15 protein-coding genes are annotated in these 17678 nt (G+C 53.2%); 10 read left to right on the top strand and 5 right to left on the bottom strand.

Annotated features, from left to right (window positions below):
• Positions 1-314 precede the first annotated feature (314 nt).
• Both ampG and BJP35_RS11110 read right to left on the bottom strand, forming a co-directional pair.
• Positions 315-1790 (bottom strand): muropeptide MFS transporter AmpG, encoded by a 1476-nt coding sequence (gene ampG, locus BJP35_RS11115; protein ID WP_086463134.1) that lies wholly within the window; start codon positions 1788-1790, stop codon positions 315-317.
• Between the two features lie 46 nt (positions 1791-1836).
• The gene (locus tag BJP35_RS11110) at positions 1837-2415 is read right to left on the bottom strand and encodes a lipoprotein (protein WP_014168866.1); all 579 of its coding nucleotides are present in this window, start codon (positions 2413-2415) and stop codon (positions 1837-1839) included.
• A gap of 304 nt (positions 2416-2719) precedes the next feature.
• Between BJP35_RS11110 and bolA the strand changes: the two genes are divergently transcribed.
• From bolA to BJP35_RS11065, 9 genes are all read left to right on the top strand, one after another.
• Positions 2720-3037, top strand: a complete 318-nt coding sequence (gene bolA, locus BJP35_RS11105; RefSeq protein WP_013095855.1) for a transcriptional regulator BolA — start codon at positions 2720-2722, stop codon at positions 3035-3037.
• Positions 3038-3367: 330 nt separating this feature from the next.
• Complete coding sequence (gene tig, locus BJP35_RS11100; RefSeq protein ID WP_014168868.1) at positions 3368-4666, top strand: trigger factor; 1299 nt, start codon at positions 3368-3370, stop codon at positions 4664-4666.
• Between the two features lie 260 nt (positions 4667-4926).
• Positions 4927-5550: an ATP-dependent Clp endopeptidase proteolytic subunit ClpP gene (gene clpP, locus BJP35_RS11095; RefSeq protein ID WP_020885210.1), complete on the top strand. Its 624-nt coding sequence runs from the start codon at positions 4927-4929 to the stop codon at positions 5548-5550.
• A gap of 126 nt (positions 5551-5676) precedes the next feature.
• Entirely contained in the window at positions 5677-6951 is a 1275-nt protein-coding gene (clpX, locus tag BJP35_RS11090; protein WP_020885209.1) for an ATP-dependent protease ATP-binding subunit ClpX, read from the top strand.
• Positions 6952-7134: 183 nt separating this feature from the next.
• Positions 7135-9489 (top strand): endopeptidase La, encoded by a 2355-nt coding sequence (lon, locus tag BJP35_RS11085; protein WP_014168872.1) that lies wholly within the window; start codon positions 7135-7137, stop codon positions 9487-9489.
• 210 nt (positions 9490-9699) lie between these two features.
• Positions 9700-9972 carry a nucleoid-associated protein HU-beta gene (gene hupB, locus BJP35_RS11080; RefSeq protein WP_002444653.1) on the top strand — a complete coding sequence of 91 codons (273 nt, stop codon included), beginning with the start codon at positions 9700-9702 and terminating at the stop codon, positions 9970-9972.
• A 212-nt stretch (positions 9973-10184) separates the two neighbouring features.
• Positions 10185-12056, top strand: coding sequence for a peptidylprolyl isomerase (ppiD, locus tag BJP35_RS11075; protein ID WP_020885208.1), 1872 nt, complete (start codon positions 10185-10187; stop codon positions 12054-12056).
• A 148-nt stretch (positions 12057-12204) separates the two neighbouring features.
• Complete coding sequence (locus BJP35_RS11070) at positions 12205-12585, top strand: helix-hairpin-helix domain-containing protein (RefSeq protein WP_032677520.1); 381 nt, start codon at positions 12205-12207, stop codon at positions 12583-12585.
• 99 nt (positions 12586-12684) lie between these two features.
• Positions 12685-13083, top strand: coding sequence for a YbgC/FadM family acyl-CoA thioesterase (locus BJP35_RS11065; protein ID WP_014168875.1), 399 nt, complete (start codon positions 12685-12687; stop codon positions 13081-13083).
• A 60-nt stretch (positions 13084-13143) separates the two neighbouring features.
• Here BJP35_RS11065 and queC read toward each other — a convergent pair whose 3' ends face one another.
• On the bottom strand, positions 13144-13839 hold the full coding sequence (queC, locus tag BJP35_RS11060) for a 7-cyano-7-deazaguanine synthase QueC (protein ID WP_014168876.1): 696 nt from the start codon (positions 13837-13839) through the stop codon (positions 13144-13146).
• A 66-nt stretch (positions 13840-13905) separates the two neighbouring features.
• Entirely contained in the window at positions 13906-15606 is a 1701-nt protein-coding gene (locus BJP35_RS11055) for an SgrR family transcriptional regulator (protein ID WP_086463101.1), read from the bottom strand.
• A gap of 101 nt (positions 15607-15707) precedes the next feature.
• On the opposite strand from BJP35_RS11055, the gene cof reads away from it, so the two are divergent.
• Complete coding sequence (cof, locus tag BJP35_RS11050) at positions 15708-16526, top strand: HMP-PP phosphatase (protein WP_014168878.1); 819 nt, start codon at positions 15708-15710, stop codon at positions 16524-16526.
• Positions 16527-16567: 41 nt separating this feature from the next.
• On the opposite strand, the gene BJP35_RS11045 is transcribed toward cof, so the two are convergent.
• Positions 16568-17614: a PLP-dependent cysteine synthase family protein gene (locus tag BJP35_RS11045; RefSeq protein ID WP_086463100.1), complete on the bottom strand. Its 1047-nt coding sequence runs from the start codon at positions 17612-17614 to the stop codon at positions 16568-16570.
• Positions 17615-17678 lie beyond the last annotated feature (64 nt).

The raw sequence follows: 17678 nt of genomic DNA, 5'->3' as shown, positions 1-17678 counted from the left end.
AAGCCGCATGGCATGGGCTTTATAACGAAAGGACCCCCAAGCATACCCTAAAAGGGGCAATTGGTATAACCATTGTGAAAAATAAACAAAAAATTAACAATTAATTATCAATAAAAAGACAACTAAAAAACGAAAAATCAAACTCTCTGATGCTGAATCGTTTAATGAAAAATAGCGTTCTGCAATTGACTCCAATAATTTCCAAATCCTATCCCGCACAAAACAACAAATATTTTTTTTAGCGGCTGGCGGCTATTTCACCGTTATAATTTCGGTTCGTGATTACAACGGGAAATAACCTTTCGGATTTTACTTCAGGTTAACTGCGTTTTACGCAGCGCCATGAAATCGAGCAGCCCACCAGTCAGGACCCCGGCAACCGCCAGCAGCGCGCCGGCATCCAGCAGAAGCGCTTCGAGAGGCAGTACCAGAGAGGTGGTGGCATTAATAATGAGCACCACGAGCCACAGCACCAGGGCAAAGCAACCCGCCATTAACAGTCGTAACGCAAAACGGTAAGCGCGATGATATTCCGTGCGTGGCATAAAGTGTTCTGTTCGCTGGGTATATTCCAGCGTCTGGCGACAGACCAGTAACAATAAGAGCCCAGGCACTGCCGCTACCACGGAGAAGAGGTAGAACGTTGGCCAGCCATGGGCTTCAACAAACCAGCCGGCAATCGGCCCGACATACACGCGACCAACGGCGGAAAGCGCCGAGAGCAGAGCGAACTGCGTCGCGGAAAACGATTTGTTGCACAGGGTCATCAGCAGGGCAACAAACGCTGCTGTCCCCATACCGCCGCACAGGTTTTCAAAAAACACCGCGGCGCCCATGCTGATCATATGCTTATCCGTCACTGACAGCAGCCAGTAACCGGCGTTCGATGCCCCCTGCAGGATGCCGAAGATCAGCAGTGCGCGAAAGAGCGTCAGACGCTGCATTAATACGCCGCCGTAAAGGGCTCCGACAATAGTCGCAAACAACCCGAGCGTTTTGTTCACCACGCCGACTTCGCCGGCATCAAACCCGACCCCGCGAATAAGGAAGGTGGTGGTCAGGCTCATCGCGAAGGCATCGCCGAGCTTATAAAGGACGATTAACAGCAGGATAAGCCAGGCGTTGTTGCGGCCAAAGAAGTCGCGAAGAGGTTCGGCAACGGCCTGCTCCAGAGAACGTGGAACCGGGATCACATCGCTCGGTTCGGGGGCGAGCAGGGTGGCAATAATACAGGGGATCAACAGGGCGGCCATCAGCCAGTACATGCTCTGCCAGCCGAGATAACGGTCGGCCACCCACAGCGCCAGACCACCGGATACCAGCATCCCCAGTCGATAGCCCAGCACGCTAATGGCTGCGCCGGCTCCCCGCTCTTCTGCAGGCAACACGTCCGTCTTCCAGGCATCAAAAACGATATCCTGCGAGGCAGAACAGAAGGCGATTACCACCGCAAGGGCGGCCATCCAGCGAAGCTGCGTCGTGGGTTCAAGAAAGCCCATCGCCGCGATTGCGATCAGCAACAGGACCTGGGTCATCACTAACCAGCCGCGACGACGGCCCAGGAACGGCGGGGTATAACGGTCCATCACCGGCGACCACAGGAACTTAAAGACGTAAGCCTGGCCGACGAGGGAGAAGAAACCAATGGTTTTGAGATCGATATTCTCGACGGTCATCCAGGCCTGCAGCGTGCCGGAGGTGAGGGCGAGAGGTAAACCGGAGGCGAAACCAAGGATCAGCAGGATGGCTGATTTAGGTTGCTGGAAAATGCGTAAGTAATGACTCGACATGTTCATATAAAGCTGACCCGGTGAAATACCGGGTCAGGAAGCGGGATTAACGCGCGTTTTGCTTGATGAAGTCGTGGATGCTGGTGTCCTGCGCCATATCGGAAATGGTGTCAGTCAGCACGCTGTTAACCGCGTTAGCAATATTTTTGTTGGACGCCTGGAACGCGCCTTCAACAGAGTAGCTCGCACGGTAGTTTTTGGTCATCTTGTTACCGTTCTTCGCGGTCGCGATGATGGCGATATCCGCTTTGGTGGAGATGTTGTAGCGAACGTTACCCTGGGACACGTCAGCGTACAGGTTGTTCACGATGATCTGCAGATCAACCGCACCGCTTGGGCCAATCATATAGCCGCGGGAAGTCATCTGTTTCTCGAGCACTTCCTGCAGCAGGAAGCGCAGGTCGCGTGAGGCGGTCAACGTCACCTGCTGGTTGTCGCGGGTCACTTTAGCCAGGGCTTGATCCTGACGCTGATCGGCACCGTTAATGCTCACGGTTACGCCCATCAGGCTAGGATCCTGCTGAGGCAGGGTAATCTTAGGGGAGACATCAATGGTTGTAGGCGGGGTAGCGCAGCCTGCCAGCATAAAAAGTGCTACCAACGGAAAGAAGAGTTTTTTTAACATTTTCAGGTTCTCAACGAATCGTAAGCATTACAGAGAAAAATTGCCGCCATCATAACATCGCTAACGGCCAGGGGAAGTGGTCAACGCATGTAAATTCATCGCCTTGTCCGAAAACTGACCACCCCAGCCTTTTTCTCCACGCGCGAAGGTCAAAAGGTATGAGTCTCACAGTGAACTTCATTCGTCTGAATGAGAAAATAAGACGAAAGCTAAATATTTGTTGTCTTGTTGTAATGGAAACGGTAAAAGCGGCTAATATTTAAAGGGATGGGTGACATCCTGGCGTTGTCGGAGGAGTGATTTCATGATGATACGTGAACAGATAGAAGATAAATTAAGGGCAGCGTTCAACCCTGTGTTCCTCGAAGTCGTCGACGAAAGCTATCGTCATAACGTGCCGGCAGGTTCTGAAAGCCACTTTAAAGTGGTTCTGGTCAGCGATCGCTTCACGGGAGAACGTTTCCTGAACCGACATCGCTTGATCTACAGCACCTTGACGGAAGAACTCTCCACAACCGTACATGCGCTGGCATTGCACACCTATACCATTAAGGAATGGGAAGGCTTGCAGGATACGGTATTTGCATCGCCGCCGTGTCGCGGCGCAGGCACCATCGCCTGATAAATCGGATTTGCAACGGCTGGAGCTTTTCCAGTATGTTGCATACAGATTTCCTCAAAACGGCCTCCGGGCCGTTTTGTTTTGTCTGAGTTTTGAGCGGATGGTGCGTTTTTAAGGCTAAAAATAGCCTTAAAGTGTGAAAAAAGCCGCAGCAACATGCCCCAACCGTTCTCGACTCACCTAAGTGATGCCGCTATAATGCCGCGTCTTAATGAATGTCTTCGGGATGATTCTGGCGACAGGGAATGTGAATCTGCACTAAGAGAGCATCCCGGTATAACAGACAGATTCAGAGTTGACCGAGCACTGTGATTTTTTTGAGGTAACAAGATGCAAGTTTCAGTTGAAACCACTCAAGGCCTTGGCCGCCGTGTAACGATTACTATCGCTGCTGACAGCATCGAAACTGCTGTGAAAAGCGAGCTGGTCAACGTAGCAAAAAAAGTACGTATTGACGGCTTCCGTAAGGGCAAAGTACCGATGAATGTTGTTGCTCAGCGTTATGGCGCTTCCGTGCGTCAGGATGTGCTGGGTGAACTGATGAGCCGCAACTTTATTGATGCGATCATCAAAGAAAAAATTAATCCGGCCGGTGCGCCGAATTACGTTCCAGGCGAATACAAACAGGGCGAAGACTTCACCTACTCCGTAGAGTTCGAAGTGTACCCGGAAGTTGAGCTGAAAGGTCTGGAATCTATCGAAGTTGAAAAACCTGTTGTTTCCGTGACTGACGAAGACGTTGACGGCATGCTGGACACTCTGCGTAAGCAGCAGGCGAACTGGAAAGAGAAAGAAGGTGCTGTTGACGCGGAAGACCGTGTGACCATCGACTTCACAGGTTCTGTAGACGGCGAAGAGTTCGAAGGCGGCAAAGCGTCTGACTTCGTACTGGCAATGGGCCAGGGTCGTATGATCCCAGGCTTCGAAGACGGTATCAAAGGTCACAAAGCGGGCGAAGAGTTCACCATCGACGTGACCTTCCCGGAAGAGTACCACGCTGAAAACCTGAAAGGTAAAGCAGCGAAGTTCGTTATCAACCTGAAGAAAGTTGAAGAGCGCGAACTGCCTGAACTGACTGAAGAATTCATCAAGCGTTTCGGCGTGGAAGATGGTTCTGTAGCCGGTCTGCGTACCGAAGTGCGTAAAAACATGGAACGTGAGCTGAACGGCGCTGTACGTAACCGTGTGAAATCTCAGGCGATTGACGGTCTGGTAAAAGCGAACGAAATCGACGTTCCGGCTGCCCTGATTGACAGCGAAATCGACGTTCTGCGCCGTCAGGCTGCACAGCGTTTCGGTGGCAACCAGCAGCAAGCGATGGAACTGCCACGCGAGCTGTTCGAAGAGCAAGCTAAACGCCGCGTTGTTGTTGGCCTGCTGCTGGGCGAAGTGATTCGTACCCACGAGCTGAAAGCTGACGAAGAGCGTGTGAAAGGCCTGATCGAAGAGATGGCTTCTGCATACGAAGATCCATCAGAAGTGATCGAGTTCTACGGTAAGAACAAAGAGCTGATGGACAACATGCGCAATGTTGCACTGGAAGAGCAGGCTGTTGAAGCGGTACTGGCGAAAGCGAAAGTGACCGAAAAAGCGACCTCTTTCAACGAACTGATGAACCAGCAGGCGTAATTTCGCCCCCAGGGTTTAAAGTTTGAACAAAAAACCCGTTGCCTTCCGGCGACGGGTTTTTTTTATCACGGCTTTACCCCAGGAAGAGTGCTAAAACGCCCTTTCAGTGTTAGCGTAACAACAAAAGGTTGTTATGCTTGAAATAGGGCAGTATGAACCCCATAAGTGTGTAATCACGATGATTGAGACTGGCTGATAATCCGTCCGTAAGGTTACAATCAGTACAGCAGGTGTTTTCAATTTTGATCCAGGAGACGGAAATGTCATACAGTGGCGAACGAGATAACTTTGCACCCCATATGGCTCTGGTGCCAATGGTTATTGAACAGACCTCACGTGGTGAGCGTTCTTTTGATATCTATTCCCGTCTGCTCAAGGAGCGCGTTATCTTTTTGACCGGCCAGGTGGAAGACCACATGGCTAACCTGATCGTGGCGCAGATGCTGTTTCTGGAAGCGGAAAACCCGGAAAAAGACATTTACCTGTACATTAACTCCCCGGGCGGCGTGATCACGGCAGGTATGTCCATTTATGACACCATGCAATTCATCAAGCCAGATGTCAGCACTATCTGTATGGGTCAGGCTGCATCTATGGGTGCGTTCCTGTTAACCGCAGGGGCTAAAGGTAAGCGTTTCTGCCTGCCAAATTCCCGCGTGATGATTCACCAGCCGCTGGGGGGTTATCAGGGGCAGGCGACGGATATTGAAATCCACGCCCGCGAAATTCTGAAAGTAAAAGCGCGCATGAATGAACTTATGGCGCAGCATACGGGTCAATCTCTTGAGCAGATCGAGCGCGATACCGAGCGCGATCGTTTCCTCTCTGCCTCTGAGGCTGTTGAGTACGGCTTAGTCGACTCCGTTTTGACCCATCGTAATTGATGCCCGTGACGCGAGTGTGCCGCTATACTCAGGTAGGGCGGCATGTTGCTAAAAGCAGCTTGCGTCTGAAAATGGCATTTGCGTCGTCATGTGCGGCACAAAGAACTTAAAAAGAGGTTTGGACTCATGACAGATAAACGCAAAGATGGTTCGGGCAAACTGCTGTACTGCTCTTTTTGCGGCAAAAGCCAGCATGAAGTGCGTAAACTGATTGCCGGGCCGTCCGTGTATATCTGCGACGAATGTGTTGACTTATGTAACGACATTATTCGCGAAGAGATTAAAGAAGTAGCACCTCACCGCGAGCGCAGCGCGCTGCCAACGCCGCATGAAATTCGTCATCATCTTGACGACTATGTCATCGGTCAGGAGCAGGCGAAAAAAGTGCTCGCCGTGGCGGTATACAACCACTACAAACGCCTGCGTAACGGTGATACCAGCAATGGCGTAGAACTGGGTAAAAGTAATATTCTGCTGATCGGTCCAACCGGTTCCGGTAAAACGCTGCTGGCTGAAACGCTGGCGCGTCTGCTGGATGTTCCGTTCACAATGGCCGATGCCACCACCCTGACCGAAGCCGGTTATGTGGGTGAGGACGTAGAAAACATCATCCAGAAACTGCTGCAGAAATGCGATTACGATGTACAGAAAGCGCAGCGCGGGATTGTTTATATCGATGAGATCGACAAGATCTCCCGTAAATCTGACAACCCGTCCATTACCCGTGACGTTTCGGGTGAGGGCGTGCAGCAGGCGCTGCTGAAGCTGATTGAAGGTACGGTTGCAGCCGTTCCACCGCAGGGTGGCCGTAAACATCCTCAGCAGGAGTTCCTGCAGGTTGATACGTCCAAGATCCTGTTCATCTGTGGTGGTGCGTTTGCCGGTCTGGATAAAGTGATCTCTCACCGTGTTGAAACCGGCTCCGGCATTGGTTTTGGCGCGACGGTGAAAGCCTCGTCCGAAAAGCCGAACGAAGGCGAGCTGCTGTCACAGGTTGAGCCAGAAGACTTGATCAAGTTTGGTCTGATTCCTGAGTTCATTGGTCGTCTGCCTGTTGTGGCAACGCTGAACGAACTGAGTGAAGACGCGCTGATCCAGATCCTGAAAGAGCCGAAAAATGCGCTGACCAAGCAGTATCAGGCGCTGTTCAATCTGGAAGGCGTTGAGCTGGAATTCCGTGACGAAGCGCTGGACGCGATTGCCAAGAAAGCGATGATCCGTAAAACCGGTGCGCGTGGCCTGCGTTCTATCGTGGAAGCGGCGCTGCTTGACACCATGTACGATCTGCCGTCGATGGAAGATGTTGAGAAAGTGGTGATTGATGAGTCGGTCATTAGCGGCCAGACCAAGCCATTGCTGATTTATGGCAAGCCGGAAGCGCAACAGGCATCTGGCGAATAATTCACCAAATCATACAAGCAGTTAATCAAAAAGGGGGGATTTTATCTCCCCTTTTATTTTTCCGTATACGCGGCGTTGAATGTGTGGGAAACATCCCCATATACTGGATACATGTTAATGGTTATGTGAAGCACAGTGACATGACCAGTTTACCTGGCGGACACTAAACTAAGAGAGAGCTCTATGAATCCTGAGCGTTCTGAACGCATTGAAATCCCCGTATTGCCGTTGCGCGATGTGGTGGTTTATCCGCACATGGTCATACCCTTATTTGTAGGGCGGGAAAAATCTATCCGTTGCCTCGAAGCCGCCATGGATCATGATAAAAAAATCATGCTGGTGGCGCAGAAAGAAGCATCAACGGATGAGCCGGGTGTAAACGATCTTTTCACCGTCGGGACCGTGGCCTCTATTTTGCAGATGCTGAAGCTGCCTGACGGCACCGTTAAGGTGCTGGTAGAAGGCTTGCAGCGTGCGCGTATTACCACCCTGTCTGACGATGGCGAGCATTTCTCTGCCAAGGCAGAGTATCTTGAATCACCTCAGCTGGATGAGCGCGAGCAGGAAGTGCTGGTGCGCACCGCGATTAGCCAGTTCGAAGGCTATATCAAGCTGAACAAGAAAATCCCACCAGAAGTGCTGACGTCGCTGAACAGCATCGACGATCCTGCGCGTCTGGCGGACACCATCGCTGCACACATGCCGCTGAAGCTGGCTGACAAACAGTCCGTGCTGGAGATGTCCGACGTTAACGAACGTCTGGAATATCTGATGGCGATGATGGAGTCAGAAATCGATCTGCTGCAGGTTGAGAAGCGTATTCGTAACCGCGTTAAAAAGCAGATGGAGAAATCTCAGCGTGAGTACTATCTGAATGAGCAAATGAAAGCCATTCAGAAAGAGCTCGGCGAGATGGATGACGCGCCGGACGAAAACGAAGCGCTGAAGCGTAAGATCGACGCGGCGAAAATGCCGAAAGAGGCCAAAGAGAAAGCCGAAGCAGAACTGCAGAAGCTGAAAATGATGTCTCCAATGTCGGCTGAAGCGACCGTCGTGCGCGGCTATATCGAATGGATGGTTCAGGTTCCCTGGAATGCCCGCAGCAAGGTCAAAAAAGACCTGCGTCAGGCGCAGGAGATCCTGGATACCGACCACTACGGCCTTGAGCGCGTGAAAGACCGCATTCTTGAGTACCTCGCCGTCCAGAGCCGTGTGAACAAAATCAAAGGCCCGATTCTGTGCCTGGTGGGACCACCGGGGGTAGGGAAAACCTCTCTGGGTCAGTCCATCGCCAAAGCGACCGGACGTAAGTATATCCGTATGGCGCTGGGTGGCGTACGCGATGAAGCGGAGATCCGCGGTCACCGTCGTACCTACATCGGTTCTATGCCGGGTAAACTGATCCAGAAGATGGCGAAAGTGGGCGTTAAAAACCCGCTGTTCCTGCTCGATGAGATCGACAAAATGTCTTCGGACATGCGTGGCGATCCGGCGTCTGCTTTGCTGGAAGTTCTTGATCCAGAACAGAACGTGGCGTTCAGCGATCACTACCTCGAAGTGGATTACGACCTGAGCGATGTCATGTTTGTCGCGACCTCGAACTCCATGAACATTCCGGCGCCGCTGCTGGACCGTATGGAAGTGATTCGTCTCTCCGGTTATACCGAAGACGAAAAACTGAACATTGCGAAACGGCACCTGCTGCCGAAGCAGATTGAGCGTAACGCGCTGAAAGCCAACGAGCTGACCGTTGAGGACAGCGCGATTATTGGCATCATCCGCTACTACACCCGTGAAGCGGGCGTGCGTAGCCTTGAGCGCGAAATCTCTAAACTGTGCCGTAAGGCGGTTAAACAGCTGCTGCTGGATAAGAGCCTGAAACACATCGTGATCAATGGCGACAACCTGCATGCCTATCTGGGCGTTCAGCGCTTTGACTATGGTCGCGCGGACAATGAAAACCGCGTGGGCCAGGTCACCGGTCTGGCATGGACGGAAGTGGGTGGCGATCTGCTGACCATTGAAACCGCCTGTGTCCCGGGTAAAGGCAAGCTGACCTACACCGGCTCTCTGGGTGAAGTGATGCAGGAGTCGATTCAGGCCGCGCTGACCGTGGTACGCGCGCGTGCGGAGAAATTGGGCATCAACCCTGATTTCTACGAGAAACGCGATATCCACGTGCACGTGCCTGAAGGGGCAACGCCGAAAGATGGCCCAAGCGCAGGTATCGCCATGTGTACCGCACTGGTTTCCTGCCTTACCGGCAACCCGGTGCGTGCCGATGTGGCAATGACCGGTGAGATCACGTTGCGTGGCCAGGTGCTGCCAATCGGTGGGTTAAAAGAAAAACTGCTGGCGGCACACCGTGGTGGGATCAAAACCGTATTGATCCCTTACGAAAATAAACGCGATCTGGAAGAGATTCCGGACAACGTGATTGCCGATCTGCAGATTCATCCTGTGAAGCGAATTGAGGAAGTTCTGACTCTCGCCCTGCAGAATGAACCTTCCGGAATGCAGGTTGTAACCGCAAAATAGTGACCTCGCGCAAAGAGCGTCAATAAAAGTAAGGCTGGTAAGTCATTTCGCACTTGCCAGCCTTTTTTTGTATAGCTAATTTAGATTGCTGATTAGGCCAGCCATCAACAACGGGTGTTGTAAGGTCATGGCAGGCCTGATATAACTGCTGCGCGGTCGCGTTGTGAAGGATTCAGGCGCGATATAAATTATAAAGAGAGGAAGAGAACAGTGAATAAATCTCAACTGATTGACAAAATTGCTGCTGGTGCTGATATTTCTAAAGCTGCAGCTGGACGTGCGTTAGATGCATTAATTGCTTCTGTTACTGAATCTCTGCAGGCTGGGGACGACGTTGCACTGGTAGGCTTCGGTACTTTTGCTGTTAAAGAGCGTGCTGCCCGTACTGGCCGCAACCCTCAGACCGGTAAAGAGATCACCATTGCTGCCGCTAAAGTGCCGGGTTTCCGTGCAGGTAAAGCGCTGAAAGACGCAGTAAACTGATTGCTTTCCCATCTCAGGGAAGCCGAATAGTACAAGGGCGCATCATTTGATGTGCCTTTTTTGTTTGTCCAGGCCTGATTTGTGCGAGTTTATGCGAGTTGTGGGCTGACAATCGCACCGTTTTCTTGTCACAATACGCCTTTACGCGCGACGGGCAGGATTTTCCGTTAGCGTCAGGTAACCAGTCACCTACAGCGGAGTGTTGTTACACCATGATGGACAGCTTACGCACGGCTGCTAACAGTCTCGTGCTCAAGATTATTTTCGGTATCATTATCGTGTCGTTCATATTGACCGGCGTGAGCAGTTACCTTATCGGCGGTGGCGCGAACTATGCCGCAAAAGTGAATGGCCAGGAGATCAGCCGTGGTCAGTTCGAGAATGCTTTTGCCGGTGAACGTAACCGTATGCAGCAACAGCTGGGCGACCAATTCTCTGAACTCGCGGCAAACGAAGGGTATATGAAATCCCTGCGCCAACAGACCCTGAACCGTCTGATCGACGAAGCGCTGCTGGATCAATACGCGAAAAAACTGGGCCTGGGCATCAGCGATGAGCAGGTTAAAAAAGCCATCTTATCGACTCAGGCATTCCAGTCTAACGGCAAATTCGACAATGCGCGTTACAACGGCATCATTAATCAGATGGGCATGACTGCCGATCAATACGCTCAGGCTCTGCGTAATCAACTGACAACCCAACAGCTCATCAATGCCGTCGTTGGCACTGATTTCATGCTCAAAGGTGAGACGGAAGAGCTGGCAGCCCTGGTTGCACAGCAGCGCGTGGTACGTGAAGCGACCATCGATGTGAATGCTCTGGCGGCGAAGCAGCAGGTTAGCGACGCGGACATTAACGCCTATTACGAGCAGAACAAGAGTAACTTCGTTGCTCCAGAACAGTTCCGTGTGAGTTACATCAAGCTGGATGCTGCCGCACTGCAGGAAACAGCCTCTGACGCGGAAATTCAGTCTTATTACGATCAGCATCAGGATCAGTTCACTCAGCCGCAGCGTAACCGCTACAGCGTGATCCAAACCAAAACTGAGGCAGACGCCAAAGCCGTGCTGGATGAGCTGAATAAGGGCGCTGATTTCGCCTCCCTCGCGAAAGCGAAATCCACCGATATTATCTCTGCTAAAAACGGTGGTGATATGGGCTGGCTGGAAGAGAGCACCACGCCTGACGAACTGAAAAATGCCGGTCTGAAAGACAAAGGCCAGCTTTCGGGTGTCATTAAATCTTCCGTTGGATTCCTGGTGGCGCGCCTGGATGACATCGAGGCCGCGAAAACCAAGCCGCTGGCTGACGTTCGCGATGATATCGCAGCGAAAGTGAAGCAGGAAAAAGCGCTGGATGCTTACTACGCGCTGCAACAGAAAGTCAGTGATGCTGCCAGCAACGACAACGAATCTCTGGCGGGTGCTGAGCAGGCTGCAGGGGTGAAAGCGGTTGAGACCGGCTGGTTCGGTCGTAACAACCTCCCGGAAGAGCTGAATTTCAAACCGGTTGCTGATGCCATCTTCAACGGTGGTCTGGTTGGCGAGAACGGCACGCCGGGCAGCAACTCTGACATCATTACCGTCGACGGCGATCGTGCGTTTGTTCTTCGCGTCAGCGAGCACAAACCAGAAGCGATTAAACCGCTGGCAGAAGTGAAAGATCAGGTGGTTGCTCAGGTTAAGCACAACAAAGCGGAACAGCAGGCAAAACTGGATGCTGAGAAGATTCTGGTTGACCTGAAAGCGGGTAAACAGGATGCGCTGAAAGCGGCAGGTCTGAGCTTCGGTGAGCCAAAAACGCTGAGCCGTACCGGTCAGGATCCTGTCAGTCAGGCAGCGTTCGGTCTGAGCCTGCCTGCGAAGGACAAACCAAGCTTCGGTACCACTACCGATATGCAGGGTAACGTCGTTCTGCTCGCGCTGGACGATGTGAAAGCAGGCACGATGCCTGAAGAGCAGAAGAAAGCGATGGTGCAGGGTATTACCCAGAACAATGCCCAGATTGCTTTCGAAGCGATGATGAGCAACCTGCGCACAGAAGCCAAAATCAAGCTCGGTGACGTGATGACTCAGCAGCAATAATTACGTATTTGCTCGCATATTTTCGTAACGATCTGCAATAACTAAAGGCCGCTTTCGCGGCCTTTTCCATTTCTGCAATCTGCCATTTGTGCCGGGTTATAACGCTGGATATTGTGGCCTGGCTGTCAACAAACAAGGAGATAACAGCATGAAATGTGGAATCAAGGCTCTGTTCATTACTCTGGCGATTGCCACCACCGGGATGAGCGCAGGTGCGCTGGCGACGACACCCGCGGCAAAAACACCGGCGGTGCAAAGCAGGTCTGACGCAGCGGCCCCCGCAGCTGGGCAGACGAAAGCCACGGATGCCGGAAAAAGCGCGGATGATGACGGTACGCGAGTCAGTATCAATTCGGCATCGGCAGAGGATCTCGCCCGGGTGATGAATGGCGTAGGGCTAAAAAAAGCGCAGGCGATAGTCAGCTATCGCGAAGAGTACGGTCCTTTCAAAACGGTTGACGATCTTAAGCAAGTACCCGGTATGGGCGGAGCGCTGGTTGAGCGCAATCTCTCACACCTGACGTTGTAATCACATAATTACTTGCACGGCGGCAAAATTTTGCCAGGATAAAGAGGTCATACCAGTCATGACCTCTTATCCTATAACAACAGTAAAGGCTATTGCGCTATGCAGACAAAAATCAAAGTACGCGGGTACCACATCGATGTTTACCAGCACGTCAACAACGCCCGTTATCTTGAGTTTCTTGAAGAAGCGCGCTGGGACGGTCTGGAAAGCAGCGAAAGCTTTCAGTGGATGACCGCGCACAACATCGCGTTCGTGGTCGTCAACATCAATATCAACTACCGTCGTCCGGCCGTGCTGGGAGATGTGCTGACCATCACCAGCCAGCTTCAACAGTTAAACGGCAAGAGCGGCGTGTTAACCCAGGCGGTGACGCTGGATCCTGAAGGCCAGGCCGTTGCCGACGCGCTGATCACCTTTGTCTGTATCGATCTGAAAACCCAGAAAGCGTTGCCGCTGGAAGGGGAGTTGCGGGAAAAACTGCAGTTGATGATCGTCTAAGCGCGTTGTGTTCATGACCCGTGCTGTCGATATTCTGTTCGCCAGCACGGTCAAAGAGGCTTATTTGAGCCCGGTTTTTTTCTTCATCGCCGACATCACGCCCGCTTTATCGGCCAGATAGTGATTCAGTCCGTTTGCGCGCAGATTACAGGCCGCACACTGACCACAACCATCACCTTTAATGCCGTTGTAGCAGGTAAGGGTTTCGCTGCGAACCATGTCCAGTTTGCCCCAGTAGTCTGCCAGTGCCCAGGTTTCCGCTTTATCAAGCCACATCAGTGGCGTTTCAAAGCGCGTCTCTTTTGCCATCCCCAGATTCACGGCGTGGTTGAGAGCCTTCACGAACTCGTCACGGCAGTCAGGGTACCCGGAGAAGTCGGTTTCACACACGCCCGTGATCACCGCTTCGGCTTTCACCTGGTAGGCGTAGATCGCCGTCAGCGTCAGGAAGAGAATGTTGCGGCCTGGCACAAAGGTGTTCGGAATGCCGCTGGCATCAGGTTCATAGTCAGGAACGGGAATACTGTCGCGGGTGAGGCTACTGACGGCCAGTTCATTTAACAGCGTAACGTCCAGCACCTTATGCGCGCGCGCGCCCAGTTTCAGCGCCAGTTCACGGGCGACGTCGATTTCAGCGCGATGTCGCTGACCATAATCGAAAGTGACACAGTGAACCTCATCGTACTGATGAAGCGCCTGAACCAGGCAGGTAGTGGAATCTTGTCCTCCGCTGAACACGACGACGGCACGTTTCATAAATCATCTCGACAGTTACGGTAAAAACATCATGTTACCGTCTGACTACAGCGACGACCAGCTTCTTCACGATTTGGGGGCCGGGAGCCAGGCTTCGGTGAAATCGAACCAGCCGCGGGTATTAAGCCGTATGCCATTGACTCCCGGGGGCGCGCTGATTTGGTACTGGTAGTTAAACAACGGCGTCAGCACCGCGCTCTCCATGAGTTGGGTGAAAATAGCTTTCAGCCCGCGATGCCGGGCATGCGCGTCAGCCTGAGTCTGAACGGCATCCAGTGTCGCCTGCAGATGGGCATATTGCGGCGCGCTCAGCAGGTGCGGCCATAGCGCATCGCAGCGAAGCCACTGCTCAAGGGTGTATTCCGGTGCTTCGCCAATCAGCCTGTCTCCCATCATGAGGTCCGCGTCGGCAAGATGCTGACATCCGTCCCACGTTTTGGCATCGTGAAAGATGACCGTTAACGCGCAGCCCTGGCGGGAAAGATACCCTTTTAGCTGACTCGCCATGGTATGTAACTCGACGGGCAGATGGTAAATCAGGGTCAGCGTCTCAGGCAAAGGGACATCCGTGAGATCCGGCCACTCAGGAATACGCCAGCCCGGCAGCAACTCCTGTGTTGGGGTGATAAGCCCCTCATCCAGAGGAAGAGTATGCAGAAGCGTTGAGAGGTGAATGATGTTGATAAGGCGTCTTGCCTGCATTTCGCTAAGACGCGGGCTGCGCTTCAGCGTGAGGTAGCAAAACCCCAGGCTGATGCTGTTACTCACCAGCCGCAAACGGGTCAGTTCGTCAGGCTCTCCGATGGCGATTTGTACCGGATGCCGGCAGCTGGTTCCAAGCCCCTGATCAAATAGCTGAGGGGTGATCCAGAACTCGATGGCCTTCAGTAGCGGGTGGCTAAGGTGATACTGCTCATGGCTTTCCAGACGAACCAGGTCCGGCTTATACGCGGTGAGCCTGAAAGGTCCGCTGCCTGTCATCGGTTGTGCCGGGTGCGCCACACGGCTGCAATAGGTTGCCAGCCGATGCGCCAGCCAGTAGTCGGGCTTGTGTAAAATAAACGTCAGACACTGCGGATGGGTAACTTCAATGCGCAGCACGCTCTGAAAAAGCCTGTGCATGGCCGGGAGCGTCAACATCGCATTCAGACTCTCCTGTAACTGGACCGTTTCGACTTTATCACCGTTATGCCAGTGAAGCGTGGAGCGAATATAAAAATGCCAGCGCAGCCCGTCCTCCGACACGTCCCAGTGATGGGCAAGATCGCCCGTCGGTTCGCTGCTGTTACCGTGAAAACGCGTCAGCCCGGAAAAGACCTGTCCTGCCAGATGCTGTTCCGCCCGACCGGGTAAAAAGCCGGGATGCAGTGGATCCAGCGAGCGGTAATAGGGAATGCGCAGCGTCGGCGTATCGTTTTGCCACTGGCCGCCTAAAAACGGATGAAGCAGTGACCGCAGCTCCTCCGGTGCCAGCTGGGCCAGCTCAAGCGCGTTATGCTGCTGCCCACGCTTCAGCGCCTCTTCCATCATCACATTGCGCAGTGACTCCGGGGTGACGTGGAAAGTCAGCTCCCCACGCTTACCGCGGCCAGACTGCGCTCGCCAGCTAAGCCAGCCCGCCTCCTGTGCCTGACGCAGTAACGTACGGACATGCCGTTCGCTGCAAAAACAGCGGGCGGCCAGCTCGCTGATGGTGGCCTGCTGCGTCGCGCCAGCGGAAGGCTGCCACAAACGGTGGTACTGGTTGAGTCGGTTAAGCTGGCGCATGAGAAACCCTGAACAATAATTATCATCTATTCACTATTACTTCCGTATATCTCACGCAATACTGATGCACAAGTTAACCGCATCACATTTCAGGAGTAATCATGGCTCGTCTCGCTGCGTTTGATATGGACGGTACGTTGTTAATGCCGGATCACCGTCTGGGTGAGAAAACCCTGAGTACCCTGAAGCGCCTGCATGAACGTGATGTCACCCTGACGTTTGCCACCGGCCGTCATGTGCTGGAGATGCGCCATTTGCTGGGGGCATTTTCCCTGGATGCTTTTCTTATTACCGGCAACGGGACACGCATTCACTCTGTCGAAGGCGATGTTCTCCACCGTCAGGATCTCAACCCGGAAGTGGCAGATATCGTCCTGCACAGCACCTGGGACACCCGGGCCAGCGTTCATGTCTTTAACGATAACGGCTGGTTTACCGGGCATGACATTCCGGCATTGCTGCACGCCCATGTCTACAGTGGTTTTCGCTATCAGCTTATCGATCTGCGCCGTATTCCGGCTCACGCGGTGACGAAGATCTGTTTCTGCGGCGATCATGACGATCTTTGTCGCTTACGCATTCAGCTGAATGACGCGTTAGGCGACCGGGCGCACCTGACCTTTTCAGCGGTGGACTGTCTCGAGGTTTTGCCGGTTGGGTGTAATAAAGGATCGGCGCTGGCGGTACTGAGCGATCACCTGGGCTTAACGATGCAGGAATGTATGGCGTTTGGCGACGCCATGAACGACCGCGAAATGCTGGGCAGCGTTGGTCGCGGTCTGATCATGGGAAATGCGATGCCGCAGTTGAAGGCAGAGCTTCCCCATCTACCGGTTATCGGGCACTGCGGTAACGAAGCTGTGTCTCATTTTTTGACGCATTGGCTGGACAACAACAACCTCCCATATTCCCCCGAATAGTGAGATCCTTCCAGCAAGCCAGACCCCGGTCTGGCTTTTTTTTATTTCACCAGCTGCGTAATCTGCGCTTTCCACGGCTCAATATCGCCGATGTTTGCCTGAACCCACTGCGCATTGTAATAGGTCTCAAGATAGCGCTCGCCGCTGTCGCAGAGCAGGGTGACGATAGAGCCGGTGCGCCCCTCTTCACGCATGCGAGCCGCAAGCTGCAGGGCTCCCCACATGTTGGTGCCGGTAGATGCACCGACTTTACGACCAATCTGTGTCTCCAGCCAGTGCGCGGTTGCCACGCTGGCGGCATCCGGCACGCGGAGCATTTCATCCACTACGTCCGGAATGAATGAAGGCTCCACGCGCGGGCGGCCAATACCTTCAATCTTACTGCCCACCGGGCTGCGCAGATCGGCATTGCGGCTTTGCCAGTAGTCCAGGAACACCGAGTTCTGCGGATCCACCACCATCAGCTGCGTATCATAGCCCTGACAGCGGATGTAACGTCCCAGGGTGGCTGAGGTGCCGCCAGTACCGGCGCTCATCACGATGTACGACGGAACAGGGTGAGGTTCGTGGGTCATCTGGCGGAAAATACTGTCGGCGATGTTGTTATTGCCGCGCCAGTCTGTGGCTCGCTCGGCAAAGGTGAACTGGTCCATATAGTGGCCATTCAGCTCACGGGCCAGCATTTCAGACGCGGCGTAAATTTCGCAGGCGCTTTCCACAAAGTGGCAGCGTCCACCGTAAAATTCGATCTGCTCAATTTTTCGTTTCGCGGTGCAGGAGGGCATCACGGCGATAAACGGCAGGCCCAGCAGGCGGGCAAAGTAGGCTTCGGATACGGCGGTTGAACCGGAGGAGGATTCAATAATCGTGGTTCCCTCCTTAATCCAGCCGTTACACAAACCGTATAAAAAGAGCGAACGCGCCAGGCGATGCTTCAGGCTACCGGTGGGATGGGTGCTTTCATCTTTCAGGTACAGCTGGATGCCAGTAAAACCCGGCAGAGCCAGGCGAATGAGATGGGTGTCCGCCGAGCGCTGATAGTCGGCATTGATTTCGCTGATGGCATGTTTAACCCAGGCGCTATTCATCGTATTTATCCGTTTGTCATTTTGTGCCCAGCATAGCGAAAAGCACAGAAAAAATTGTTGCTAT

It is taken from the genome of Enterobacter sp. J49 (assembly GCF_002148625.1).
Taxonomy (GTDB): Bacteria; Pseudomonadota; Gammaproteobacteria; order Enterobacterales; family Enterobacteriaceae; genus Enterobacter; species Enterobacter ludwigii.
Note: the sequence above shows the minus strand (reverse complement) of the source record. Positions and strands in the feature narration are given on the sequence as shown.

Bases quoted from the DNA above. Each gene is read 5' to 3' on its own strand.
- ampG (WP_086463134.1), bottom strand. From the start codon at position 1,790: ATGTCGAGTCATTACTTACGCATTTTCCAGCAACCTAAATCAGCCATC.
- BJP35_RS11110 (WP_014168866.1), bottom strand. From the start codon at position 2,415: ATGTTAAAAAAACTCTTCTTTCCGTTGGTAGCACTTTTTATGCTGGCA.
- bolA (WP_013095855.1), top strand. From the start codon at position 2,720: ATGATGATACGTGAACAGATAGAAGATAAATTAAGGGCAGCGTTCAAC.
- tig (WP_014168868.1), top strand. From the start codon at position 3,368: ATGCAAGTTTCAGTTGAAACCACTCAAGGCCTTGGCCGCCGTGTAACG.
- clpP (WP_020885210.1), top strand. From the start codon at position 4,927: ATGTCATACAGTGGCGAACGAGATAACTTTGCACCCCATATGGCTCTG.
- clpX (WP_020885209.1), top strand. From the start codon at position 5,677: ATGACAGATAAACGCAAAGATGGTTCGGGCAAACTGCTGTACTGCTCT.
- lon (WP_014168872.1), top strand. From the start codon at position 7,135: ATGAATCCTGAGCGTTCTGAACGCATTGAAATCCCCGTATTGCCGTTG.
- ppiD (WP_020885208.1), top strand. From the start codon at position 10,185: ATGATGGACAGCTTACGCACGGCTGCTAACAGTCTCGTGCTCAAGATT.
- BJP35_RS11070 (WP_032677520.1), top strand. From the start codon at position 12,205: ATGAAATGTGGAATCAAGGCTCTGTTCATTACTCTGGCGATTGCCACC.
- BJP35_RS11065 (WP_014168875.1), top strand. From the start codon at position 12,685: ATGCAGACAAAAATCAAAGTACGCGGGTACCACATCGATGTTTACCAG.
- queC (WP_014168876.1), bottom strand. From the start codon at position 13,839: ATGAAACGTGCCGTCGTCGTGTTCAGCGGAGGACAAGATTCCACTACC.
- BJP35_RS11055 (WP_086463101.1), bottom strand. From the start codon at position 15,606: ATGCGCCAGCTTAACCGACTCAACCAGTACCACCGTTTGTGGCAGCCT.
- cof (WP_014168878.1), top strand. From the start codon at position 15,708: ATGGCTCGTCTCGCTGCGTTTGATATGGACGGTACGTTGTTAATGCCG.
- BJP35_RS11045 (WP_086463100.1), bottom strand. From the start codon at position 17,614: ATGAATAGCGCCTGGGTTAAACATGCCATCAGCGAAATCAATGCCGAC.